We start from the raw sequence: 23,756 nt of genomic DNA on the forward strand, positions 1-23,756 counted from the left end.
TGCTATGTCTCGTTCTCACAGGACGATTCAGCGATGTACTCAGTTGAAATGTGATGGAGCCGAAAAATGATTGAGCGATCTCATCATGAACTACGACAGGCGTTCGGTGATTTGCTTCATGGAACAGCCTGTAAATTTGCCGCATCAGTATTTGATCCGATCTCTGTTCGAATGGCTGATGACCTTGGCTTTGAGGTCGCTATCCAGGGTGGATCGGTCGCCTCGCTTCAAGTGCTGGGTGCCCCGGATATCTCGTTACTCACGCTCGATGAGTATGTTGAGCAGGTTTCCAGAGTCGGGCGTGCCAGCCAAATCCCAATCATTGGGGACGCCGACCATGGATTCGGAAACGCGCTCAATGTGATGCGGACAGTTACGGAGTTACAGAAGGCAGGCGTTGCCGCCCTGACGCTGGAAGATACGCATCTGCCCGCCAAGTACGACGAACAATCGCACGTCCTCATCAACATGGAAGAGGCCGCGAGCAAGATCTACGCCGCACGATTTGCCCGATCAGATGATGCCCTTAGCATCATCGCCAGGACGAACGTGGCCGTTACCACTTTGGAAGATTCGATTGCTCGGACTACGGCTTATGAAAAGGCTGGCGCAGACGCTATTTGCTTCGTTGGAGTAAAGGACTTGCAGCATCTGGAAGCACTCACAGCGCATCTCACCGTTCCGATCATGCTCATCAATTACGGCAATCCTGCACTGGGCGATGTTGAGAAACTGAGCGCGGCGAATGTACGGATAGTGGTCAATGGACATGCCCCGTATTTGTCCGCACTTAATGCGACCTACGAGGCGCTGCGCGAACAAAGTGGCGCAGGGGGGCGCGAGCTTTCGCTCCCGGAGCTGCTTTCAAAATACACACTTTCGGACAATTACCGCGAATGGGCAAAAACCTATTTGAAGTCGGATAACGGCTCCAATTGAACTTGAGACAGGTGGAATAAAGCGTCATGAAAAAGACAATCCTGGCCTTCAGCCGAGTCTCGCCCAGCATGCTAGAGCCTTACATAGATAAGTACGACATCGTCATCATGAGCCCTAAACTTGGTGATATGGATGTTCAGTTCGAGGCAGCCCTTCCCAACGCTCATGGACTGATCGGCGGGAATCGTCGCCTGGGCGAGGTTGAGCTGGCATCGGCTAAAAACCTTGAGATCATTTCCAGCATTTCGGTTGGTTATGACAACTATGACCTCAGCTATATCAATAGCAGGGGGATCATGTTGACCAATACACCAGATGTGCTGAACGAAACCACTGCTGATCTCGCTTTTGCCTTGATTCTAGCCACAGCGAGACGTATCCCGGAGCTTGATGCCTGGACAAAAAATGGGAATTGGTCAACGACAATCGACACCTCCTATTTTGGATGTGATGTGCACGGAAAAACCTTGGGTATTATCGGTCTGGGCAAAATCGGAGAAGCCATCGCACGCAGGGGATTTTTCGGCTTCGGCATGAATATTTTGTACAGCGGCAAAAGTCGTAAACCTCAGCTGGAACAAGAACTCGGTGCAAGATTTGTCCCGCAGGAACAGCTGTTAATTGAGTCTGATTTTGTCTGTCCGGTCGTACCATTGACAGCAGAAACCAGAAACCTCATTGGCCAAAAAGAGCTGGCACTAATCGGCGCAGAGGGCATTTTGATTAACGTTTCTCGGGGCCCGGTGGTTGATCAGGACGCGCTCATCCAAGCGCTTGAGGAAAAGACGATTCGGGGGGCCGGCCTGGATGTATACGTGGAAGAGCCGTTGACTGACTCCAGGCTTTTCAAGCTGAAAAATGTCGTGACGGTACCTCACATTGGCTCGGCAACAAATGACACTCGCGATGCGATGGCCAAGCGTGCCTTGGACAACTTGCTGATGGGGCTCGAAGGTCAGTGGCCTCGGGATCTCGTTAATTCGCATGCACTACGTCAGTCAGAATTGACTCGCTGACTGCTTGTGGATCGTCGGACACCCAGTCCCAGCCACTCTGCTGAATCGAAGGAAACCAATATGCCGCAAGTCATCGTCTACGCCGCTGCAGGTAAGACTGTTGAACAGCAACATCTGCTTTTGAAAAGGATTACCGAGGCCGTGGTGGAAAGCTACGAAATACCGGCGGAAATCGTAACTGTGCAGATCGTCGAGGCTCCAAGCCACTTGAAGGCCAAGGGCGGTATTCGCTTCTGTGATCGCTGAGTGGTACGACATCGATACGGGTACGTCAGCCCCCCTACATTCGTCATCACAGCTTAGAAGGAGAAGGCAGTAATATTTCCGTTTATGATCAGGAGCAGATCGGTCAAGTCAGTACCCTCGTTGTGCCAGTTTCATAGGTGCTAACAGTCAATTGAATCGCAGATCGGTTCTAAAAAGTATCCATGGCGAAATGCGAAAGAGTGCTGAATGACCGCAATTGGGCTGTTTTCAGCCGGCCGCCAAAGGCAGAAAACGGCCAGAGGCGGACAATCCTGGGCTGAAATTCAAGGGCAACAGGCTCCTATCGAGCAATATACATACGCCACCCACCTTGACGTCGCCGCAGCGGTTGCAGCAACGGTTGATCAACCGGTTCTTACAATAATTGCGCCTCAGAGCGTTTCCTGACCGAGGCGCAAGTACCTTTATTACTAGTCACTTTTCAATCGATGAGTTCTTTAGCAGTGGTTGCCAGCTCACTGCCAACCTGATGTTTTAACACATCAATAAAGCGAGTTATCTTTGCGTCGACAAACTGTCGAGAGGTATAGACGGCATAAACGTTGCGCTCGTACGTGTGATAGTCAGGCAAGACCCGCACCAGCTTCCCAGAGCGCAAGTCGTCGATGGCCGTGAATCCAGCCAGCAAGCCGATCCCAGCGCCCTCCCGTATGGCAACCGCCATCGCGTCCATATCATTCACGCTGAAACTTGGCCCCGTGGGCGCAAATTTCGCGTCACCCGCCTTGCTCTTCAACTGCCACTCATCCCTCACATAGTCCACAGTGCCCAGCAGCAGGCATTGGTGATCGCTGAGATCCTCTGGGGTCAGCGGGGCCGCATGCCTCTTCAGATAGTCTGGAGACGCTACCAAGACACAATGGCTGATTCCAATCTTCTGACTGACATACGCGGAATCCGGCAGCGTTCGGGCAATCAGGATCGAGACATCCAGTTGGTCTTCCAGCAGGTTGGGCATTCGTTGGGAAAGCATTAAATCCACGGTCACATCCGGAAATTCCTTGCGGTACTCCAGCACGGCGCCGGTGACCAGTTGCCTCGCCAGTCCGGGTACGCAATGCACACGTAGAGTTCCCCTGGGATTCAAGGCTGCATTGCTCGCTTCGGCTTCCGCACTCTCAAGGTCTGCCAAAATTTTCGTGCACCGCTCATAAAACCGTCGGCCCGCATCGGTCACCGAGAGACGCCGAGTCGAGCGTTGCAACAGACGGGCGTCGAGTACGTTTTCAAGTGCGGACACAGCACGCGATACGTTACCTACTGTGGAGTCCAGATGGTTTGCCACGGCAGTGAAACTGCCCATCTCGACAACCTTTACGTACACCGACATGTTCGAAAGTTTATCCATCCCGACCTTCCTGTAGATCTGACAATTACCCGTGAGAACGAGCGATTGCCCCAGATGCTACACGCTCCTCCCTGTGCTCGATATTACTTCTGGGTACAACAATGATTCCCTTTTGGCCGACTAAATCAAATGGCTCACCTTCCATAGACTTGGTTGCACAGGCCGCCTGAACAGGCCCTGCGGCACAGCCACTCAGGCGCCGATTTTCATACGAATCCCTGACAACCAACTGAAGGCCAAATCATGAACAGTTCATACGATCCGCTTTATCTTTTCATCGGTGGTGAATGGATCAGTGCCGAAGGGCGCGATACAGCCTCTGTCGTTAACCCGGCAACCGGACGTGAAATCGGACGCGTCCCCCTCGCCACCGCAGTCGACCTTGATCACGCCCTTGAAGTGGCTCGACTGAGCTTCGAAGAATGGCGCCAGACCGTACCTGACAAACGCGCAAAAATCCTGAAACGGGCCGCCGATCTGATCCTGGAACGAGCACCTCACATCGCAGCGCAGATGACACTGGAAGAAGGCAAGCCGCTGGGTGAAAGCATGGATGAGGTTACCCGTGCATCTGAGTACTTTGAGTGGTTCGCCGAAAGCGCCCGTCGTATCGATGGCCGTGTTGTACCGGCCAACCGTCCAGGCGTACTGCAACTGGTAAAACGCCAGGCCATCGGACCTGTGGCGGCATTCACACCCTGGAATTTCCCGGCCATTACTCCCGCTCGCAAACTCTCGGCAGCTTTGGCCGCCGGTTGCAGTGTCATTCTCAAGCCAGGCGAAGAAAGCCCCTCCACGGCGCTGGCCCTGGCTCGCGCCCTCGACGATGCAGGATTGCCTAAAGGTGTACTGCAAGTGGTCTTTGGCGTCCCGGATCAAGTGTCCCGTCACCTGATCGCCTCACCGATCATTCGCAAGGTGACATTTACCGGCTCAGTGCCCATCGGCAGACTCCTGTCAGCCCGAGCAGCCGAGGGCGTCAAGCCAATCACCCTTGAACTGGGTGGCCACGGACCCGTGCTGGTCTTTGAAGACGCAGACATTGAAAAGGCCGCTGTTGAGGGTGTCGCGAACCGGTTTCGAGGGACTGGCCAGGTCTGTATCTCCTCCACCCGTTTTCTGATCCAGCGTGGCGCATATGAGAGGTTTGTCGATCATTTTGTCGCTGCAACCAAAGCCCTGAGAATCGGTAATGGCCTGCATCCGCAGACGCAGGTCGGTCCGCTCGCCAACCCAAGGCAGCTGGCAAAGATGGAAGAGCTGATAGCCGATGCCGTGGAGAAAGGTGCACGAGTATTGGTCGGTGGCGAGGCCTTACCAGGTGAAGGCTTTTTCTTCCAACCCACGGTTCTGGCAAATGTCCCCATGAACGCCCGCGTCATGCACGAAGAACCCTTCGGGCCCATCGCCGTGTTGATGCCTTTCGATGACCTGACTGATGGCCTGAAAGAAGCCAACCGCTTGCCCTACGGACTTTCAGCCTACGCGTTCACCTCCAGCGCTCGAACTGCAATTGACGTCGCTGACGGCTTGGAGGCCGGGATGATCGGGATCAACCAATACCGCATCGTCGCCACCGAGCTGCCTTTCGGCGGAATGAAAGAAAGCGGTCACGGCTCGGAAGGCGGCATTGAGGGAATTGAGCACTATCTCACCAACAAATTTATCAGCCAAGTTTAAGGAAACTGTCCCATGTCCAATATCAATTTCAGCAGTCCTCGCGAAGCGGCCCGAGCGTTTACACCGAAACTGTCGCAATTCGTCGACTCAACGCTCTACCCGCAGATCTGGAGCGATCCCGCGTTGTCCCCCCGTGACCGCAGTCTGATCACCGTGGCCGCATTGATTGCCGGTGGTCACTCAGAAGAGTTGCCTGCACACCTACGGCGGGCGGTCAGCAATGGGGTGACTCATGACGAAATTGCGGCGGCGATTACCCACCTGGCGTTTTACGTGGGCTTCCCTGGCGCAATCACCGCGTCTGCTATTGCCAATGCAACGTTTACCGAATCGGAGCAAAGCTAAGATGAAAGCCATCAACATCAGAGAATTCGGCGCGGCGGACGTCCTGGAACTCGCAGATGCTCCCAATCCTGAAGTACGCCCTACCGACCTGCTAGTACGTGTCTATGCAGCGGGCGTGAACCGTGCGGATCTGACTCATCGAACCGGTGGATATGGCCATCCGAATTTCGGCGACTCGCTGATTATCGGGTTGGAAATCGCTGGTGAGGTGATTGACAAAGGTAGCGCGGTAACGGGGTTCGAGGTGGGAGATCGAGTGATGGGCGTCGTCGGAGGCGGCGCCTATGCCGAACTGGCACGCATCGACTACCGCATGGCCATGCACATCCCTGCGCAGCTCGACTATGTGCACGCGGCGGCAATTCCCGAGGTCTTCGTCACCGCCCATGAAGCGATGATGCACCTGGCCCGGCTGAAATCCGGCGACTCAGTATTGATTCACGCTGCCGCTGGAGGCGTAGGGTCTGCCGCAGTGCAATTGGCATACGCCACAGGCGCCACGGTGTATGCGACAACCGAAGGCAGCAAGTTATCGCGTGTGGAGCACTTGGGGGCCGATATCGCTATTGACTACAAGAAACAGGATTTCGCCGAAGTCATTGCCGATAAAACCGATGGTCGAGGCGTCGATGTCGTTATCGACTTTGTTGGCGAGCCCTACTTCGCACGCAACGTCGCGTCTCTTGCTCACGGTGGCCGCATGATCCAGATCGGTATCCTTGGCGGTGGCGGCAAAGTGACTGTGGAGCTGGAGCACATCCTCTACCGTCACTTGCAAATCATCGGTACGGTCATGAAGTCCCGCACGCAGCCAGAGAAACACGCCATGATCAAGCGCTTTCGCGAGCATTGGCTTGATCGCTTCGATGGCGCTGGAAGCCTGGAGCCGGTCGTTGATAGCACTTTCCCGCTGTCACAGGCTGCCGATGCCCATCGCCGGATGGAGTCATCCGAGAACGTTGGGAAAATTATCTTGACGATGCAGCCTGAAGACTTGGTTTAAGTTTGGTCGACTCGTCGATAGACATGAAAACGGTGTCATTGGAGGACACCGTTTTCGGGTGGACAACTGCCTTGCTGGGCGTTCCTGAACGGATTCAGAGCCAGAACTGCTTCTCACGAGCGGACTGAATCAAAACGCCTCTCGCTGCACAGCTCCGCCGTCGACCCTGCTCACGGAACAGGGTCGGGGGAATCGACGGCCAGTCAGGCATTGATGTCTCTGGATAGCATCGATTTTGGAATCAGCAGGATCAACACACAGCTGACGAGCAGGCAACCACCCAGGACATAGGTGCCGTTGTTCATGTCGCCGGTCAGTGTCTCGGCCATGGCTGTAATCATGGAACCGGTGAACCCGGAGAGGTTGCCGATTGCGTTGATCATGCCAATACCCGCTGCTGCAGCCACACCCGATAAAACCGTGCCGGGCAATGTCCAGAAAATTGGCATCAGGCTCAGCAACCCTGATGCGGAGATGCTGAGGAAGAAAATCGACACCGGCAGGTTATGGGCGAAGAAGGCGCTGCCAATCAGGCCCATCCCGCCAATGAATGCCGGGATGGCCGCGTGCAATCGGCGCTCACCGGTTTTATTGGAGTGCCAGGCGTTGAGGGTCATGGCGACGATGGCGGTGGCGTAGGGAATCGCGGTCAGCAAACCGATGTGCAGGGTGTTGGAAATACCGGTGGACTTGATGATCGTCGGCATCCAGAACGCCAGTCCGTAAAAACCGGTGTTGAACGTCAGCAGAATCAACACCAGTAACCACACGCGACCGTTGAAGATCACATCCCGAAGGCTGGAAGCCTTCGCCGTGTTGTCTCGGTCGAGGTTGTTTTTGAGCATGTTCTTTTCTGCCGTGCTCAACCACTTGGCATTGTCGATTTTATCGACCAGCAACGTCACCACGACAACGGCCATGATCAACGACGGGATGCCTTCGATGATCAGCATCCACTGCCAGCCGGCCATGCCATGGACACCCTGCATCGCGTCCATCAACCACCCGGAAAGAATCCCGCCCAATGTCAGGCTGATCGGCATGGCCATCAAAAAGCCCGCCATTACACGGCTTTGGCGATGCGTCGGAAACCAGTAGTTGAGGTAAAGAATCACCCCTGGGAAGAAACCGGCTTCGCAGATTCCCAGCAGGAAGCGCAGCACGTAGAACATGGTTTCCGATTCAATGTGAAAGAACTTGGCCAGCGGCACGGTAAAGGCTACCGCCATGGAGACAATGCTCCAGCTAATCATGATGCGGGCGATCCAGAGGCGTGCACCGAAGCGATGGAGGAACAGATTGCTAGGGACTTCGAAGAGGAAATAACCCCAGAAGAAAATGCTCGCGCCCAGGGCGTAGACCGTGTTGCTGAATTGCAGATCGTTGAGCATGTCCAGCTTGGCAAAGCCGATATTCACCCGATCCAGGTACGCCGCCATGTAGCAGAACAGCAGGATCGGCAGGATGCGCAGGATGACTTTGCGGTAGGTACGATCCTCGGAGGTAAGCTCCGCCGAGCCCTCTCCTTCGAGAGGACGCTGAGATACTGATTCCATGTGTTGACCTCAAGGCATGTCGTCATGCCGATTGTTTTTGTTTTTGGCTTGCGACCTTGAGTTCCTTGGGCTGACCTAGGCCAATCCACAGGGAAAAAAGACGCTGCAAGTTAGTCTGTTACCGGTAACATTTTTAATCTAGCAATTAAATTCGACGCAAAGCAAGCGCGCCCGGTTAAAAAAATTCAGGTGCTTTCGCGCGCCATGATTTTGAATTCGACGACATCGGACGCCTTCGGACGAGGCAGTCCAAGACGCTGGGCAGCGGCACTGGCAACCAGCAACTCACCTGCGCGGCGGCCAATTCCGTAGGGGTCGACCGAAACCGTGGTGATCGTCGGCGTGCAGTACCGTGAGACTTCGAAATCGCCAAAACCGGCGATCGCAATGTCCCCGGGCACCCGTCGACCTTGCCGATGGCATTCCATGATCGCGCCGAACGCTGACAGGTCACTGACGCACATGACCGCGTCTGTGTCCGGCCACTTCTCCAGCAGTCTCTTCACGGACTCTCCGCCATGGCTCATGGTGATAGGCGACTCGCCATATTCCATCACCCGGGGCTCACCTGCCCCCAACGCCGCGACAGCCTGAAGGTAGCCTTGCTGACGTTGCTGTCCTCGATGGTCGAGAACCGACGCGCCACCGATGTAACCAATTCGCCGATAGCCTTGCTGATACAGATATTCGTACAACGCCGCGGCGGCGGACACGTTACAAAATCCAACTGATTGCTCGATAGGATCGGTTGGAATATCCCAAGTCTCTACAACGGGAACCTGTGCTTGGCGTAGAAGTTTACGGGTTTCGTCCAAATGCGCGCTGCCCGTCAACATCACCCCTACCGGCCGGTGGCGTAGCAATGTGCGTACCAGCAATGCCTCCTGCTCCAAGTGGTAATCCGTGTCACCCAACAGCAGACAGAGCCCATGTTCGCTAACGGCATCATTCAGGCCGCGGACGGTGTCGGCAAAGTTCGAACTCGCCAAAGACGGCACCAGCGCAACGATAAATTCCGAACGTCCGGTGGCCAGGGTTCCTGCAGAGGCATCAGGCAGATAGCCGAGCGTTTCAATCGCCTCGTGGACCAGCTTCTGCGTGCGCTCTGAGACGTCGCGACCGGCCAGGACCCGGGAAACCGTCATTTTCGAAACACCGGCCAGTTTGGCGACGTCGGCCATTCGCGGCGGCGTGGTGGGTTTGCCTGAATCCTCGTAACTCATGAACGTCCTGTTTTCCTGAAAATGACCGGGCGGGCCCTGGAAATCAACGCCGCCAACACAGATGGTCGCTGATTATACATGGCCGTTGGCAGGCCGACCTCTGCTCCTTGCAAAGGCGTCCAGCGCCCATTCGAACATCGAGATTGGGTCTTTACAAATAAAATGTTACCGGTAACATCAAGCCATTCGAACGCCGACGGCGGTGATGATTCGCCTGTTTGTCGTCTCCTGCGGTGGTTCACTTTCCGCTGATATGCCTCTAACAAGAGATAAAAACCATGCCCGAAAACACTCCTCTGCCTCTGCGAAGTCAACAATGGTTTGACGATCCCAGTCATGCTGACATGACCGCGCTCTACGTCGAACGCTTCATGAATTACGGTATGACGCGCGAGGAGTTGCAATCGGGCCGTCCCATCATCGGCATCGCTCAAACCGGTAGCGATCTCGCGCCGTGCAACCGTCATCACCTCGAACTCGCGCAACGCACCAAAGCAGGTATTCGCGATGCCGGCGGCATTCCGATGGAGTTCCCGGTGCACCCGATGGCCGAACAAACCCGGCGTCCAACTGCCGCACTGGATCGCAACCTGGCGTACCTGGGCCTGGTCGAGATTCTTCATGGGTACCCGCTGGATGGCGTGGTGCTGACCACTGGCTGCGACAAGACCACCCCTGCCTGTCTCATGGCGGCCGCGACGGTTGATATCCCGGCGATCGTCTTGTCGGGCGGTCCAATGCTTGATGGGCACCACAAAGGCAAATTGATCGGCTCCGGCACGGTGCTGTGGCATGCGCGCAACCTGCTCTCCAGTGGAGAGATCGATTATGAAGGCTTCATGGAGATGACCACGGCGGCCTCTCCTTCGATCGGTCACTGCAACACGATGGGCACCGCGTTGTCGATGAACGCGCTGGCCGAAGCGCTGGGTATGTCCCTGCCCGGCTGTGCGAGCATTCCGGCCGCCTATCGTGAACGCGGCCAGATGGCGTATGCGACTGGCAAGCGCATCGTCGACATGGTCCGTCAGGATATTCGTCCTAGCCAAATCATGACCCGCGAAGCCTTTGAAAATGCCATTGCCGTGGCGTCGGCTTTGGGGGCGTCGACCAATTGCCCGCCGCACCTCATCGCTATCGCGCGGCACACCGGAATCGATCTCAGCCTGGAAGACTGGCAACGGATTGGCGAAGACGTGCCCCTGCTGGTCAATTGCATGCCCGCCGGGAAATACCTTGGCGAGGGTTTCCACCGCGCGGGCGGCGTTCCGGCAGTCATGCACGAACTGCAGAAAGCCGGGCGACTGCATGAAGGCTGCGACACGGTCTCAGGCAAGACCGTTGGCGAGATCGTCAGCCATACGGCCGCCAGCGATACCGATGTGATCCACGCGTACGAAAATCCCTTGATTCAACGGGCCGGGTTCATCGTGCTGAGCGGTAATTTCTTCGACAGCGCCATCATGAAGATGTCGGTGGTGGGCGAAGCATTCCGCAAAACCTACCTGTCCGAGCCGGGCGCGGAAAACAGTTTCGAAGCCAGAGCCATTGTTTTCGATGGCCCCGAGGACTATCAGGCGCGCATCAACGACCCGGCTCTGGACATCGACGAGCGTTGCATTCTGGTGATTCGGGGCTGCGGCACCGTGGGTTATCCAGGCAGCGCCGAAGTGGTCAACATGGCCCCACCCGCAGCACTGATCAAACGAGGCATTGACTCCCTGCCCTGCCTGGGTGATGGACGCCAGAGCGGGACCTCGGCCAGCCCGTCGATACTCAACATGTCCCCTGAAGCCGCGGTGGGGGGCGGCATCGGTTTGCTGGAAACTAATGATCGCCTTCGCGTCGACCTCAACGCTCGCCGCGTCGATCTACTGGTGGATGAGAGCGAAATGGCACGCCGCCAGGCGGCGTTCAAACCGTCCTTTCCAGCCTCGCAAACGCCATGGCAGGAACTCTACCGACAGCAGGTTGGCCAACTCTCGACCGGTGGTTGCCTGGAGCCCGCGACCTTGCACCTGCGGGTCATCGCACGCAGCGGCGACCCACGTCATTCCCACTGATTCGCCACTTCTGCCGAGGTTTTTTTCATGCCCCAAACAAACGTTGCCATCACATTGTCGGATTTGAACACTCCAGCCCAGGACCTCACGCAAGGCACCTGGATCGGTCGCGTGTGGATTCCTGGCGCCACGGCAGGGCCTGCCATCGTCCTGCTTAAAGACCGCGAGGTCTATGACATCAGCGTTCGGGTGGCGACCGTTTCGGCCCTGCTTGAACTCGATGACCCCGTTGCTTACCTGCGCAGCCTGCCATTGGAGCAAGCGCTAATCAGCGTCGACGCGTTACTGCGCAACAGCGATGTCTCGATGCGCGACGAAACACTGCCGTGGCTGCTGGCGCCGATTGACCTGCAAGCGATAAAAGCCGCCGGGGTGACCTTCGCAACCAGCATGCTTGAGCGGGTGGTCGAAGAGCAGGCCAAGGGCGACCCGGCCAAGGCCGATAGCATTCGCGCAACTCTGGTAGCGAGCATCGGTACTGACCTTGGGGACATCGTGCCGGGCTCTTCCCAGGCCGCCGCGCTCAAGGAAGTGCTGATCAGCCAGGGCATGTGGTCGCAGTACCTCGAAGTGGGCATCGGCCCGGACGCCGAGATATTCACCAAAGCTCAGCCGTTGTCAGCGGTGGGTTACGGATCGGACATTGGTATCCATCCGAAGTCCAGCTGGAACAATCCAGAGCCCGAAGTGGTATTGGCCGTTTCCAGTCGTGGCAAGGTGCAGGGCGCTACGTTGGGCAATGACGTCAACCTGCGCGACTTCGAAGGGCGCAGTGCGTTGTTGCTTTCCAAAGCCAAAGACAACAATGCGTCAACCGCGCTTGGGCCATTTATCCGACTGTTCGATGAAACCTTCAGCATCGAGGAGGTGCGCTCGGCAGAAGTCGCACTGCGTGTCGTAGGCGACGATGGTTTCATCATGGATGGCAGCAGCTCCATGAACCAGATCAGTCGTGACCCGCTGGATCTGGTCGCCCAGACACTCAATGAGAACCATCAGTACCCGGACGGCTTTGTGCTGTTCCTCGGCACGCTGTTTGCCCCCAAGCAAGACCGCGATATACCCGGCGGAGGCTTCACCCATAAAGAGGGTGATCTGGTCGCCATCAGCAGCGCCAGGTTCGGCACGCTGGTCAACCGCGTGACGACAAGCGATCGCGCGCCGGCCTGGCAGATGGGTTATCGCGCCCTGCTCGACAACCTACACAGCCGTGGCTTGGTTTCTGCCGCCATCAAGCCACGCTAGCCAACACGAGAATCCCTATGAACGCTTACACCGGACACAACTTTATCAACGGCGGACGCAGTGCCAAGGGGCACTCTCGCCTGCAGAGTTTCGACGCCACCACTGGGCAGGAACTGCCGGGCTACTTTACTGAAGCCACGCGAGAGGAAGTGGATGCTGCCGCCCATGCGGCGGCAGCGGCCTACCCGCAGTACCGCACCCTGCCGCCCCTTCGACGCGCGGCGTTTCTCGACGCCATCGCGGATGAACTCGACGCCCTGGGTGACGAATTCATCGCGACGGTCTGCCGCGAAACGGCGCTGCCGGCCGCACGTATTCAGAGTGAACGTGCCCGTACCAGTGGTCAGATGAGACTGTTTGCCAAGGTGTTGCGACGTGGGGATTTCTTTGGTGCACGTATCGATCGTGCCTTGCCTGACCGTCAACCGCTGCCCCGTCCCGATCTGCGCCAATACCACATCGGTATCGGCCCGGTCGCCGTATTCGGCGCCAGCAATTTCCCCCTGGCCTTCTCTACGGCGGGCGGTGATACCGCCGCTGCGCTGGCGGCGGGTTGCCCGGTGGTATTCAAGGCCCACCCCGGGCACATGGCTACGGCGGAATGGGTCGCTCTGGCAATCATTCGCGCCGCCGAACAGACCGGAATGCCGCCCGGTGTCTTCAACATGATTTACGGCGGGACGGTCGGTGCCTGGCTGGTGCAACACCCGGCAATCAAAGCCGTAGGCTTCACCGGATCGCTCAAGGGCGGCCGGGCGCTGTGTGACATGGCAGCGGCAAGACCAGAACCCATCCCGGTGTTCGCCGAGATGTCGAGTGTCAATCCGGTACTGGTGCTGCCGGAGGCCCTCAAGACCCGTGGTGCAAACATTGCGGCCGAGGTCAGCGCCTCTGTGGTTCAAGGGGCAGGACAGTTCTGCACAAAACCTGGAATGGTGATCGGAATACGCTCTCCCGAGTTCGATGCGTTTCTCGATGACCTGACCTGGCAGATCAACGCTCAGCCTGCACATACCCTGCTCAACGCCGGCGGGCTGTGCAATTACTCCGATGGCCTGACCCGCCTGCATGATCACCCGCAGATCCACCATCGAGCGGGGAATCCTCAAGCAGGTATCCAGGCTCACCCACAGCTGTTCGAAGCGGACGCCGAACTGCTGATCAACCATGACGAACTGCTGCAGCACGAGGTGTTTGGCCCGGTTGTAGTCGTCGTTGCGGTCAATGACCGGCAACAGCTGCAGCACGCGCTGCACGGTTTGCAGGGACAACTGACCGCGACCTTGATTGCCGAACCCGCGGATCTGGAGATGTTTGCCGAATTGATTCCAGTGTTGGAACTGAAGGCGGGTCGCCTTTTGCTCAATGGTTACCCGACCGGTGTGGAGGTCTGCGATGCGATGGTTCATGGCGGCCCCTACCCCGCCACCTCGGATGCCCGAGGCTCGTCCGTGGGAACGCTGTCGATCAACCGCTTCCTGCGGCCGATCTGCTTCCAGAACTACCCGGACAGTTTGCTTCCCGACGCGTTGAAAAACGCCAACCCGCTCGGCATTCAACGCCTGGTAGACGGCGCCAGCACAAATGAGCGTTTGCGTTGATGCGCCAGTTAGATCCCGCACTACGGTGATGTTAAATCGACTGTCTCCAGTGTCGAATGACTACTTCTGGCCAAACCAACCCTTCTCACCCTAAAACAATCAACCAATTGCACCCGGCACCACTATAGCGCCCTGCTGGTATTCACGGGGCGTACAGCCAAACTCGCGACGAAACACCGTGTGCAGATACTGTGCGGATTTGAATCCGCACGAGCGGGCAACGTCCGCAATCGCTGTCTCGGTATTTTCCAACTCGCTCGTCGCCGCCGCCAGTTTGAAATGCAGAATCTCATCATGCACGCTGCAGCCCCTCACAGTGCGAAAGTGCGACTCCAGCGATGAGCGCGAGACCCCGACATAAGCCGCCACTTGCGCGGTCTTGATGCCCTGGCAGGCATATTGGCGGATAAACAGCAGCGCTTGCATGACGTAGGGGTTGCCCAACGGTTGGTGCAAACTCGACACCTGCACGTTGATCGCATCCGGCGGGATCAGGATGTGCGTGCCGGTGGACGGCATGCCGTGCAGCATCTGGTGGAGCAGTTGCGCGGCAGTGCGGCCCATGGTTTCGGTGCCCTGAATGACTGAGCTCAAGGGGACCCGGGTCAGGCTGCGTGTCAGCGGATCGTTGTCGATGCCGATCAACGCTACCTGTTCCGGTACGGCGATTCCGGCGGTCAGGCAGGCCTGCAGCAACTGCCTTGCACGGGCGTCACTGACGGCGATGATACCTATGGGTTTAGGCAGGCTTTGCAGCCAGGCGATCAGTTGTTCGACGGCGCTGTCCCAGAGAGGTGCACTGGTGCCCATGCCGCGGTAGACCTCGGCATGCAAGCCGTCACGTTGCATCAGCCGTCGAAAGGCTTTTTCCCGCTCCTGCGCCCAACGATTGGCCTGCGCTTCAGGCAGGCTGAAGCAGGCAAAACGCTGCAGCCCCGCCTCGATCAAGTGCGCATAAGCCAGGGTAATCAATGCGTTATTGTCGGTGGCGACATAAGGGATTCCTTTCGGGTAGGCGCGCTCATCCTGATAAGAACCACCCACCGCGACCACCGGCAACTTGATGTCGGCCAGCGCCTCGCCAATCAGCGGATCGTCGAAGTCGGCAATGATCCCGTCACCCTGCCAGCGCTCGATCCCTTTCAACCGGCAGAGAAAGTCCTCTTCCAGGAACAGGTCCCAGGACGCGCGGGTGCTGCTCAGGTAGTTGCCGATGCCACTGATGATGCCCCGGTCATAGATCTTGCTACCGTTGAACAACAGTGCGATGCGGTGAACAGGCGGTACTGTTTTCATTTTTTTCAGGCTTGTTCCGGGGCCCCTTCTCACGGAGGCGGTTTGCACAGACTAGGCGCGCAGACCACGAATCTCAATACGCAAAATCGCACCCAGTGTTGGTGATTTTCATAATCAGCAGGCATGGCGCCGTTGCTAGTATCGAGACACCGCCAAGAACAACAAGGACATTGCCAATGCTGTACTTCCCCGATGTCGACAAGATTCGCTACGAAGGCCCTGCCAGCGATTCTGCCCTCGCCTTCCGTCACTACGACGCCGACAAAATCATCCTCGGCAAACCCATGCGCGAACACCTGCGCATGGCCGCCTGTTATTGGCACACCTTTGTCTGGCCGGGCTCCGATGTGTTCGGTGCAGGTACTTTCAAGCGCCCGTGGCAACACGCCGGCGACCCGATGGAGCTGGCGATTGGCAAGGCGGAAGCCGCGTTCGAGTTCTTCTCCAAACTGGGTTTAGACTATTACTGCTTCCACGACACGGATGTCGCCCCGGAAGGCAATTCGCTGAAGGACTACCGCAACCACTTCGCGCAAATGATTGATCATCTGGAGCGACATCAGGAGGAAAGCGGGATCAAGCTGCTTTGGGGCACCGCCAACTGCTTCAGCAATCCGCGTTTTGCCGCCGGCGCCGCCAGCAACCCGGACCCCGAAGTGTTTGCCTTCGCCGCTGCCCAGGTCTTCAGCGCCATGAACGCGACCCAACGCCTGAAAGGGTCCAACTACGTGTTGTGGGGCGGTCGCGAAGGCTACGAAACCCTGCTCAATACCGACTTGAAACGTGAACGCGAACAACTGGGCCGCTTCATGCGCATGGTGGTCGAGCACAAGTACAAGATCGGTTTCAAAGGTGACCTGCTGATCGAACCCAAGCCGCAGGAGCCGACCAAGCACCAATACGATTACGACAGCGCCACCGTGTTTGGCTTTCTCCAGCAGTTCGGCCTGGAAAAGGAAATCAAGGTCAACATCGAAGCCAACCACGCGACCCTGGCCGGTCATAGCTTTCATCACGAGATTGCGACCGCCATCTCGCTGGGGATTTTCGGCAGCATCGACGCCAACCGCGGTGATCCGCAGAACGGCTGGGACACCGATCAGTTCCCCAACAGCGTCGAAGAAATGACCCTGGCCACCTATGAAATCCTCAAGGCCGGCGGGTTTAAGAATGGCGGGTACAACTTCGACTCCAAGGTTCGCCGCCAGAGCCTCGGTGAGATCGATCTGTTCCATGGTCACGTCGGCGCAATGGATGTCCTCGCCCTGTCCCTGGAGCGGGCAGCCGCCATGGTGCAGAACGATCAGCTTCAACTGCTCAAGGATCAACGCTACGCCGGCTGGCAGCAGCCGTTCGGGCAGGCGGTGCTGACGGGTGAGTTCAACCTCCAGTCATTGGCCGAACATGCCTTCGCCAACGAACTGAATCCGCAGGCCGTCAGCGGCAGGCAGGAGATGCTCGAAAACGTCGTCAACCGGTTCATCTATCGCTGATCGCCCCGGCGTCTGCGGACGCATTAACGCTGTGACATTCGCACGACAAATCTGTGTCCGCGGCGTCTGCCGATTCTCTACAGTTCTACCAGCCCGAGACTCATCGTCAGGCAGTGTCTTTCAAACAAAAACAAAAGGACGCACCACTATGAAGAATGTGAAACGCGCGCTACTGGCCAGCGCCCTGGCGCTGCTGTCGCTACCGGTGATGGCCGATGCTGCCCACCCGAAAATCGGTTTCTCCATTGATGATCTGCGGCTGGAACGCTGGTCGCGTGACCGCGATTACTTCGTCGCGGCGGCGGAGAAAATGGACGCCAAGGTCTTTGTACAGTCGGCCGATGCCAACGAGCAAAAGCAAATTTCGCAAATCGAAAATCTCATTTCCCGTGGCGTCGATGTGATCGTCATCGTGCCCTTCAACGCCACGGTCCTGACCAATGTAGTGGCCGAAGCGAAGAAAGCCGGGATCAAAGTCGTGTCCTATGACCGCCTGATACTCAACGCGGATGTCGACGCCTACATTTCCTTCGATAACGAAAAGGTCGGCGAGATGCAGGCCAGCGGCGTGCTGCACGCAGCGCCCAAGGGCAATTACTTCCTGCTCGGTGGTGCGCCTACCGACAACAACGCAAAAGTCCTGCGCGAAGGTCAGATGAAAGTGCTGCAACCGGCCATCGACAAGGGGGATATCAAGATCGTAGGCCAACAATGGGTGAAGGAATGGAACCCGACCGAAGCGCTGAGCATTGTTGAAAACGCCTTGACCCGCAACAACAACAAAATCGACGGCATCGTCGCTTCCAACGACGCCACGGCAGGTGGCGCCATCCAGGCATTGGCCTCTCAGCAACTGGCCGGCAAGGTGCCGATTTCGGGGCAGGACGCAGACCTCGCAGCGGTCAAGCGAGTGATCTCCGGCACGCAAACCATGACCGTGTACAAACCGCTCAAACTCATCGCCTCCGAAGCCGCCAAGCTCTCGGTGCAACTGGCGCGTAACGAGAAACCCGCCTACAGCTCGCAATACGACAACGGCAGCAAAAAAGTCGACACCATCCTGCTCACCCCGACTCCGTTGACCAAGGACAACATCGACTTGCTGGAACAGGACGGGTTTTACACCAAGGCGCAGATTGCCGGGCAGTGATCATCGCCCCGTAATGCCACCTGCAGGAGCGAACTTGCTCCTGCGGGACCGGCCTCGTACCTGCCGCTTATGAGTCTCTGCCATGTCCGACTATCTGCTGCAAATGAACGGTATCGTCAAAACCTTCGGCGGTGTCACAGCGCTCAATGGCATCGACATCAAGGTTAAGCCGGGGGAATGCGTCGGGTTGTGCGGCGAGAACGGCGCAGGCAAATCCACGCTGATGAAGATCCTTTCCGCGGTCTACCCCCATGGCACCTGGGACGGTGAAATCCTCTGGGACGGTCAACCACTCAAGGCGCAATCGATCAGCGAAACGGAAGCCGCGGGCATCGTCATCATTCACCAGGAACTGACCCTGGTTCCCGACCTGTCGGTGGCCGAGAACATTTTCATGGGCCATGAACTAACGCTGCCCGGTGGACGGATGAATTACCCGGCGATGATCCACCGCGCCGAAGCCCTGATGCGTGAATTGAAAGTGCCGGACATGAACGTATCGCTGCCGGTTTCGCAGTACGGCGGCGGCTATCAGCAACTGGTGGAAATCGCCAAGGCACTGAACAAGCACGCGCGCCTACTGATCCTTGACGAGCCTTCATCGGCCCTGACCCGTTCGGAAATCGAGGTGCTGCTGGACATCATCCGCGACCTCAAGGCCAAGGGTGTTGCCTGTGTCTACATCTCCCACAAGCTCGATGAAGTGGCCGCCGTGTGCGACACCATTTCGGTGATCCGCGATGGCAAACACATCGCCACGACTGCCATGGTGGACATGGATATTCCACAGATCATCACCCAGATGGTCGGACGGGAAATGAGCAACCTCTACCCCACCGAACCACACGATATTGGCGAGGTGATTTTCGAGGCCCGCCACATCACCTGCTACGACGTCGACAACCCCCAGCGCAAACGAGTCGACGATATTTCCTTCAGCCTCAAACGCGGGGAAATCCTCGGCATCGCCGGACTGGTCGGCGCAGGCCGCACCGAACTGGTGACAGCGCTGTTCGGCGCCTACCCCGGCCGCCAGGAAGGCGAAGTCTGGCTGGACGGCCAACTCATCGACACCCGCACGCCGCTCAAGTCAATCCGTGCTGGCCTGTGCCTGGTGCCCGAAGACCGCAAGCGCCAGGGCATCATTCCAGACCTGGGCGTCGGCCAGAACATCACCCTGGCCGTGCTGGACAGCTACTCGAAACTGACCCGTATCGATGCCGAAGCCGAACTGGGCAGCATCGATCGAGAAATTTCACGCCTGCACCTCAAGACCGCGAGCCCGTTCCTGCCAATCATCAGTCTGTCCGGCGGCAATCAACAAAAAGCCGTATTGGCGAAGATGCTACTGACCAAGCCCCGGGTGCTGATTCTCGATGAGCCCACCCGAGGTGTGGATGTCGGCGCCAAGTACGAGATCTACAAGCTGATGGGGGCGCTGGCGGCCGAAGGCGTGTCGATCATCATGGTGTCGTCAGAGCTGGCCGAAGTGCTCGGCGTTTCCGACCGCGTTCTTGTGATTGGCGAAGGCCAGTTGCGGGGTGACTTCATCAACCACGGACTCACCCAGGAACAGCTGCTCGCCGCCGCACTCAGCCAGCCTGATGGCCATAACAATAATGATCGGAAATCCGCGTAAATGAACCAGGTCAAACAGCTCTTCACTCGCTACAAGATGCTCGCGCTGGTGTTTGCCGTGGCGTTTATCTGGCTGTACTTCAGTTGGCAGACCGAGGGCGGATTCCTGACACCGCGCAACCTTTCCAACCTGCTGCGCCAGATGTCCATTACCGGGATTCTCGCCTGCGGCATGGTGCTGGTCATCATCAGCGGAGAGATCGATTTGTCGGTTGGCTCATTGCTGGGCCTGCTCGGAGGCGTCGCAGCTATTCTCGACGTGGTCTACCACGTACCGTTGCTGGCGAACCTGGGCCTTGTGGCCCTGTGCGGGCTGCTGATCGGCCTCGCCAACGGCTACATGGCCGCCTACCTGCGTATTCCGTCATTCATCGTCGGGCTGGGAGGCATGCTGGCTTTCCGCGGCATTTTGCTGGGGATTACCGGCGGCACGACCATCGCCCCGGTATCGCCGGAACTCGTCTACATCGGTCAGGGTTATTTGCCCCACATAATCGGCACGGGCCTGGGCGTTCTGCTGTTCGCACTGACGTTGTTCCTGACTTGGAAACAACGACGCAATCGCGCCCTTCATGGCCTTGCGGCACATTCACTGGTGCGTGACGTCGTGCGTGTGCTGTTGATCGGCGCGGTGCTAGCCGGATTCGTCCAGACCCTCAACAGCTATGACGGCATTCCCGTGCCGGTCCTGCTTCTGCTGGTTCTGCTGGGCGGTTTCAGCTACGTGACCAGCCAGACCGTGTTCGGCCGGCGCGTATATTCCGTGGGCAGCAACATGGAAGCGACACGTCTGTCCGGTATCAATGTGCAGGCCGTGAAGCTGTGGATTTTCGGAATCATGGGCGTCATGTGCGCCCTCGCCGGCGTGGTCAACACCGCTCGCCTGGCCGCCGGTTCACCCTCGGCCGGAAGCATGGGCGAACTCGACGCCATCGCCGCCTGCTTCATCGGCGGCACCTCCATGCGCGGCGGGTCCGGCACCGTTTACGGCGCCCTCCTCGGCGCACTGGTCATTACCAGCCTGGACAACGGCATGTCCATGCTCGACGTCGACAGTTACTGGCAGATGATCGTCAAGGGCAGCATTCTGGTGTTGGCCGTGTGGGTGGATGTGAGCACTCGGACTGGGCGACGTTGATCTGCTGTGTATGAAGTGATCCGCGGCAGTCTGCGTCTAGGGAGAGCCGATTTTTCGCGACGGTTGTCATGCGGCCACCGATGGTCAGCCACCCGCCGGAGTAAGTGCGGAGATGAGCTTGAATGTTCTCGCCTGCAACTTGAAACGGGTCATGAAAATCATTGGTGCCAACGGTTTCATGAAAGCGCTGACGGCCTGAAAAAAGCTGATTTTGGCCCATTCCAGAGGCTGTAAAAACAGCGTTGGCGTGTTCCAGGCTACGACTGATATGGCCCGTGACATGACCGTGCGATCGCTCAGTCAACGAACGTCACTGTTCCACTTATTGAGGTGTCCGAAAATCATATTGCTTGGTTTCGAATTTTTGAAAAGTATGAGATTCCGCAACCCACCGGCTGTGTACTCAATTAAGTGAATGGAGCCAACCCTAATCTTAGCTTTGCGCCTGGAACCGCCTCTCAACGAGCGTTAGTGCCGACCCGATGCGACTCGGAACCGGCAGCTGCTCACAATGATCGAGTCAAGTCAGACTTCTGTGTCATTTGCTCAGGTACTCGTCAAGCTTTAAAGCACTGGTTTGTCACTGCGCGCCTTGAGATTGGCTTTGAGCTGTTCGCTCATCGGCATATTCAGATTCATTCCTTTTGGAGGAATCGGTGATTGAAACCACTTGGTGTATAGCCTTACGAATTCGCCCGACTCCATGAGACGGGTAATGGTGCCATCGACCAATTGCTTGAACTCAGGATCATCTTTGCGAAGCATGCAGCCGTAGGGTTCGACTTGCAGCGCATCACCCACGACTTCGAGCGAATCGGGATTTTTGGAGTTCGCCATGAGGCCAAAAAGCAGAATATCGTCCATGGCAAACGCCACGGCACGATCATTTTCAACCAGCGCCAAGGAGTCGTCATAGTCTTTGCCCAAGACAACCTGTACGTCTAGATTGTTGTCGGTACTGTATTGGCGGAGGACCTTCTCGTTCGTGCTGCCGACGGTGCTGGCGACAGTCTTCTTTGCGAGATCGGCGTAGTTCTTTATGCCGGAGGTCTTCTTGGTCAATAGGCGCGTGCCGGTGTAGAAATGGCTAATTGCAAAAGCCACGTCCTTGCCACGCGCAGCGTTGTTGGTTGTGGATCCGCACTCCAGATCGTATGTGCCGTTGACCAGCAACGGAATGCGGGTTTGCGAAGATACAGGAATGTAAGCCACTTCTAAGTTCGGCTTGTTGAGCTTCCTGCGCACATCATCAACGATGGCATCGGTTAAATCGACTGAGAAACCCACGGCTTCGGTAGGACTGATCAAGTAGCTGAAAGGTACCGATGCCTCCCGGTAAGACACGGTGATTTTGTTTTTATCGGCAACTTTTTCGAGTGTCTGCGAGTTGGCGGGTGCCATGGCAGACAAGCCTGCGGCGAGGATTGTCGTTGCTACGAAATATGAAGTTTTCATCGGACACCCTTTAAAGTATGAAAAAGGCAAAAACATCTCAAAAACACACTGAGAAACGTAAAGGACGTGAGCACTAATATCCGGCATGTCTACGAAACGTTATTGCAAACACTACGCCCAGGGACGGTAGATACTTTGAGCCAGATCAGAAAACCGAGTCATGTGCGAAGTCGCACAAACTCCATCGCGACGGATCGCGGGCGCTTCAGCTTAAGACGCCACGCTGCCGATTGGAGTATTTGGGGGTGCGGAAATGAGGGAAGATATTTCGCTGACACTTAGGCGCATCTAAAGCCTGCGGCTTAACGTATCGATCGATATGGGCGCCGGACGAAGAAGCCCCATCGCGAGGGGTTAGGCCAGACCTTGAATGTCTGCTCCCCACGCTGGCTACTTCAGCTTTTGGCCGACTGCTGTAACTTACCAGTGTCAGCTTTGGGTTGTTTTCTTCCTTTCGCCACCGTCAGCTAAGGGTCGATTGCTGCGCCTGGGCAGAGGCAGAAATCGGCCAAGAGGTTCCACCTCGCCAGCCACCTCAGGGACGAGCTGGTTGGGCGGCAACTGGCGAGGCGAACACATAGACAATAGCTTCCCTTGCTGAACACGCCTCACGCCGCTCATCAAATACCCCTGCTCGTCCGCCGCCTCCCTCCGCAGCTTTCGTTTAGACGTAAGCTCAACTACGGTGATTCCAAGACTGCTGTCCAACCGAGGAGCCCAGTGCATGTCCAGAATCTTCTCTCTGATGCTCGCCGGCCTGTTTCTGTACACCAGCCAGGCGATGGCAGACACCCTCAAGATCGGCGTGATCGGCGCCGGCAAACTGGACGGCAAAGTGATATTCAGCACCAGTAATCCATTCGGCGGCCGTGACGCAGGTGTCGGGCGCAAGGCGCTGGACATGGGCGTGGCCCTGGCGGATCAGCCGTATCTGCCCGGCGTGCACCTGGTGCGGGCGTTCAACGCATGGCCTGGCTTGGGGCTCCACCTTGAGCATGGCGCGCAAAAAAACCTTGGATAATTGCATCCGCTATGCCGGCCGATCCGGTGGCACGCCGACTACTTGCCAAGTGGTGTTGGCGGAGTGCAGGCATTGAAACCTATGCAAAGCCGAGGAACGACAGGATAACCACGACGACCACCACTAACCCGACGATGTAGATGATGTTGTTCATGAAACCCACCTCTCAACCAGAATAGGACTGCGGCACGAGGGCTTGCACCTTCACGGTAGTGCAGCTTTGCTCGCAATGCCATTCAGCAAGAGACGATCGGGCAAGACAGTTTCCCTTGCTCACGG

The 23,756-nt window shown here is 57.2% G+C and carries 19 protein-coding genes; 14 read left to right on the forward strand and 5 right to left on the reverse strand.

The features are described 5' to 3' along the window. Positions 1–66: 66 nt before the first annotated feature. From B723_RS25035 to B723_RS25045, 3 genes are read left to right on the forward strand one after another with little or no spacing between them, the layout of a single operon-like run. Positions 67–939 carry an isocitrate lyase/PEP mutase family protein gene (locus B723_RS25035; protein WP_017338375.1) on the forward strand — a complete coding sequence of 291 codons (873 nt, stop codon included), beginning with the start codon at positions 67–69 and terminating at the stop codon, positions 937–939. A 26-nt stretch (positions 940–965) separates the two neighbouring features. Then, positions 966–1,955: a 2-hydroxyacid dehydrogenase gene (locus tag B723_RS25040; RefSeq protein ID WP_017338374.1), complete on the forward strand. Its 990-nt coding sequence runs from the start codon at positions 966–968 to the stop codon at positions 1,953–1,955. 60 nt (positions 1,956–2,015) lie between these two features. Continuing rightward, entirely contained in the window at positions 2,016–2,201 is a 186-nt protein-coding gene (locus tag B723_RS25045) for a tautomerase family protein (RefSeq protein WP_017338373.1), read from the forward strand. Positions 2,202–2,643: 442 nt separating this feature from the next. On the opposite strand, the gene B723_RS25055 is transcribed toward B723_RS25045, so the two are convergent. Then, complete coding sequence (locus B723_RS25055) at positions 2,644–3,570, reverse strand: LysR family transcriptional regulator (RefSeq protein WP_017338371.1); 927 nt, start codon at positions 3,568–3,570, stop codon at positions 2,644–2,646. 243 nt (positions 3,571–3,813) lie between these two features. On the opposite strand from B723_RS25055, the gene B723_RS25060 reads away from it, so the two are divergent. The 3 genes from B723_RS25060 to B723_RS25070 are packed head-to-tail and all read left to right on the forward strand — an operon-like array spanning position 3,814 to position 6,598. Beyond that, a complete protein-coding gene (locus tag B723_RS25060; RefSeq protein WP_017338370.1) occupies positions 3,814–5,250 on the forward strand; it encodes an NAD-dependent succinate-semialdehyde dehydrogenase in 1,437 nt (478 codons plus the stop codon). Between the two features lie 12 nt (positions 5,251–5,262). Beyond that, on the forward strand, positions 5,263–5,595 hold the full coding sequence (locus B723_RS25065; protein ID WP_017338369.1) for a carboxymuconolactone decarboxylase family protein: 333 nt from the start codon (positions 5,263–5,265) through the stop codon (positions 5,593–5,595). Between the two features lies 1 nt (position 5,596). After that, a complete protein-coding gene (locus B723_RS25070; protein ID WP_017338368.1) occupies positions 5,597–6,598 on the forward strand; it encodes an NAD(P)H-quinone oxidoreductase in 1,002 nt (333 codons plus the stop codon). Between the two features lie 203 nt (positions 6,599–6,801). Here B723_RS25070 and B723_RS25075 read toward each other — a convergent pair whose 3' ends face one another. Together B723_RS25075 and B723_RS25080 are read right to left on the reverse strand one after the other, a co-directional pair. Then, entirely contained in the window at positions 6,802–8,154 is a 1,353-nt protein-coding gene (locus B723_RS25075) for an MFS transporter (protein WP_017338367.1), read from the reverse strand. A gap of 185 nt (positions 8,155–8,339) precedes the next feature. Next, positions 8,340–9,377, reverse strand: coding sequence for a LacI family DNA-binding transcriptional regulator (locus B723_RS25080; RefSeq protein ID WP_017338366.1), 1,038 nt, complete (start codon positions 9,375–9,377; stop codon positions 8,340–8,342). 278 nt (positions 9,378–9,655) lie between these two features. Between B723_RS25080 and B723_RS25085 the strand changes: the two genes are divergently transcribed. Genes B723_RS25085 through B723_RS25095 form a run of 3 tightly spaced genes read left to right on the forward strand, consistent with a single transcriptional unit; the run spans position 9,656 to position 14,286 of the window. Beyond that, positions 9,656–11,440, forward strand: coding sequence for an IlvD/Edd family dehydratase (locus B723_RS25085; protein WP_017338365.1), 1,785 nt, complete (start codon positions 9,656–9,658; stop codon positions 11,438–11,440). A 27-nt stretch (positions 11,441–11,467) separates the two neighbouring features. Then, entirely contained in the window at positions 11,468–12,685 is a 1,218-nt protein-coding gene (locus B723_RS25090) for a fumarylacetoacetate hydrolase family protein (protein WP_017338364.1), read from the forward strand. Between the two features lie 17 nt (positions 12,686–12,702). After that, positions 12,703–14,286, forward strand: a complete 1,584-nt coding sequence (locus B723_RS25095; RefSeq protein WP_017338363.1) for an aldehyde dehydrogenase (NADP(+)) — start codon at positions 12,703–12,705, stop codon at positions 14,284–14,286. A gap of 99 nt (positions 14,287–14,385) precedes the next feature. Here the strand turns inward: B723_RS25095 and B723_RS25100 are convergent, their stop codons facing one another. Beyond that, positions 14,386–15,582 (reverse strand): XylR family transcriptional regulator, encoded by a 1,197-nt coding sequence (locus B723_RS25100; protein WP_017338362.1) that lies wholly within the window; start codon positions 15,580–15,582, stop codon positions 14,386–14,388. Positions 15,583–15,758: 176 nt separating this feature from the next. On the opposite strand from B723_RS25100, the gene xylA reads away from it, so the two are divergent. The 4 genes from xylA to B723_RS25120 all read left to right on the forward strand — a co-directional run bounded on the left by xylA (position 15,759) and on the right by B723_RS25120 (position 21,001). Next, positions 15,759–17,075: a xylose isomerase gene (xylA, locus tag B723_RS25105; protein WP_017338361.1), complete on the forward strand. Its 1,317-nt coding sequence runs from the start codon at positions 15,759–15,761 to the stop codon at positions 17,073–17,075. A 148-nt stretch (positions 17,076–17,223) separates the two neighbouring features. Next, positions 17,224–18,225, forward strand: coding sequence for a D-xylose ABC transporter substrate-binding protein (gene xylF, locus B723_RS25110; RefSeq protein WP_017338360.1), 1,002 nt, complete (start codon positions 17,224–17,226; stop codon positions 18,223–18,225). An 82-nt stretch (positions 18,226–18,307) separates the two neighbouring features. Then, positions 18,308–19,864: a D-xylose ABC transporter ATP-binding protein gene (gene xylG / locus B723_RS25115; protein ID WP_017338359.1), complete on the forward strand. Its 1,557-nt coding sequence runs from the start codon at positions 18,308–18,310 to the stop codon at positions 19,862–19,864. After that, a complete protein-coding gene (locus tag B723_RS25120; RefSeq protein ID WP_017338358.1) occupies positions 19,865–21,001 on the forward strand; it encodes a sugar ABC transporter permease in 1,137 nt (378 codons plus the stop codon). 564 nt (positions 21,002–21,565) lie between these two features. Here the strand turns inward: B723_RS25120 and B723_RS25125 are convergent. Then, complete coding sequence (locus B723_RS25125; RefSeq protein ID WP_031318816.1) at positions 21,566–22,456, reverse strand: transporter substrate-binding domain-containing protein; 891 nt, start codon at positions 22,454–22,456, stop codon at positions 21,566–21,568. 724 nt (positions 22,457–23,180) lie between these two features. Here B723_RS25125 and B723_RS25135 point away from each other — a divergent pair. Beyond that, positions 23,181–23,477 (forward strand): hypothetical protein, encoded by a 297-nt coding sequence (locus B723_RS25135; RefSeq protein ID WP_017338355.1) that lies wholly within the window; start codon positions 23,181–23,183, stop codon positions 23,475–23,477. Positions 23,478–23,756 lie beyond the last annotated feature (279 nt).

The organism is Pseudomonas fluorescens NCIMB 11764 (genome assembly GCF_000293885.2).
In the GTDB taxonomy this organism is placed as follows: domain Bacteria; phylum Pseudomonadota; class Gammaproteobacteria; order Pseudomonadales; family Pseudomonadaceae; genus Aquipseudomonas; species Aquipseudomonas fluorescens_B.

Coding starts and splice junctions, on each gene's coding strand:
- B723_RS25035 (WP_017338375.1), top strand. CDS start 67: ATGATTGAGCGATCTCATCATGAACTACGACAGGCGTTCGGTGATTTG.
- B723_RS25040 (WP_017338374.1), top strand. CDS start 966: ATGAAAAAGACAATCCTGGCCTTCAGCCGAGTCTCGCCCAGCATGCTA.
- B723_RS25045 (WP_017338373.1), top strand. CDS start 2,016: ATGCCGCAAGTCATCGTCTACGCCGCTGCAGGTAAGACTGTTGAACAG.
- B723_RS25055 (WP_017338371.1), bottom strand. CDS start 3,570: ATGGATAAACTTTCGAACATGTCGGTGTACGTAAAGGTTGTCGAGATG.
- B723_RS25060 (WP_017338370.1), top strand. CDS start 3,814: ATGAACAGTTCATACGATCCGCTTTATCTTTTCATCGGTGGTGAATGG.
- B723_RS25065 (WP_017338369.1), top strand. CDS start 5,263: ATGTCCAATATCAATTTCAGCAGTCCTCGCGAAGCGGCCCGAGCGTTT.
- B723_RS25070 (WP_017338368.1), top strand. CDS start 5,597: ATGAAAGCCATCAACATCAGAGAATTCGGCGCGGCGGACGTCCTGGAA.
- B723_RS25075 (WP_017338367.1), bottom strand. CDS start 8,154: ATGGAATCAGTATCTCAGCGTCCTCTCGAAGGAGAGGGCTCGGCGGAG.
- B723_RS25080 (WP_017338366.1), bottom strand. CDS start 9,377: ATGAGTTACGAGGATTCAGGCAAACCCACCACGCCGCCGCGAATGGCC.
- B723_RS25085 (WP_017338365.1), top strand. CDS start 9,656: ATGCCCGAAAACACTCCTCTGCCTCTGCGAAGTCAACAATGGTTTGAC.
- B723_RS25090 (WP_017338364.1), top strand. CDS start 11,468: ATGCCCCAAACAAACGTTGCCATCACATTGTCGGATTTGAACACTCCA.
- B723_RS25095 (WP_017338363.1), top strand. CDS start 12,703: ATGAACGCTTACACCGGACACAACTTTATCAACGGCGGACGCAGTGCC.
- B723_RS25100 (WP_017338362.1), bottom strand. CDS start 15,582: ATGAAAACAGTACCGCCTGTTCACCGCATCGCACTGTTGTTCAACGGT.
- xylA (WP_017338361.1), top strand. CDS start 15,759: ATGCTGTACTTCCCCGATGTCGACAAGATTCGCTACGAAGGCCCTGCC.
- xylF (WP_017338360.1), top strand. CDS start 17,224: ATGAAGAATGTGAAACGCGCGCTACTGGCCAGCGCCCTGGCGCTGCTG.
- xylG (WP_017338359.1), top strand. CDS start 18,308: ATGTCCGACTATCTGCTGCAAATGAACGGTATCGTCAAAACCTTCGGC.
- B723_RS25120 (WP_017338358.1), top strand. CDS start 19,865: ATGAACCAGGTCAAACAGCTCTTCACTCGCTACAAGATGCTCGCGCTG.
- B723_RS25125 (WP_031318816.1), bottom strand. CDS start 22,456: ATGAAAACTTCATATTTCGTAGCAACGACAATCCTCGCCGCAGGCTTG.
- B723_RS25135 (WP_017338355.1), top strand. CDS start 23,181: ATGTCCAGAATCTTCTCTCTGATGCTCGCCGGCCTGTTTCTGTACACC.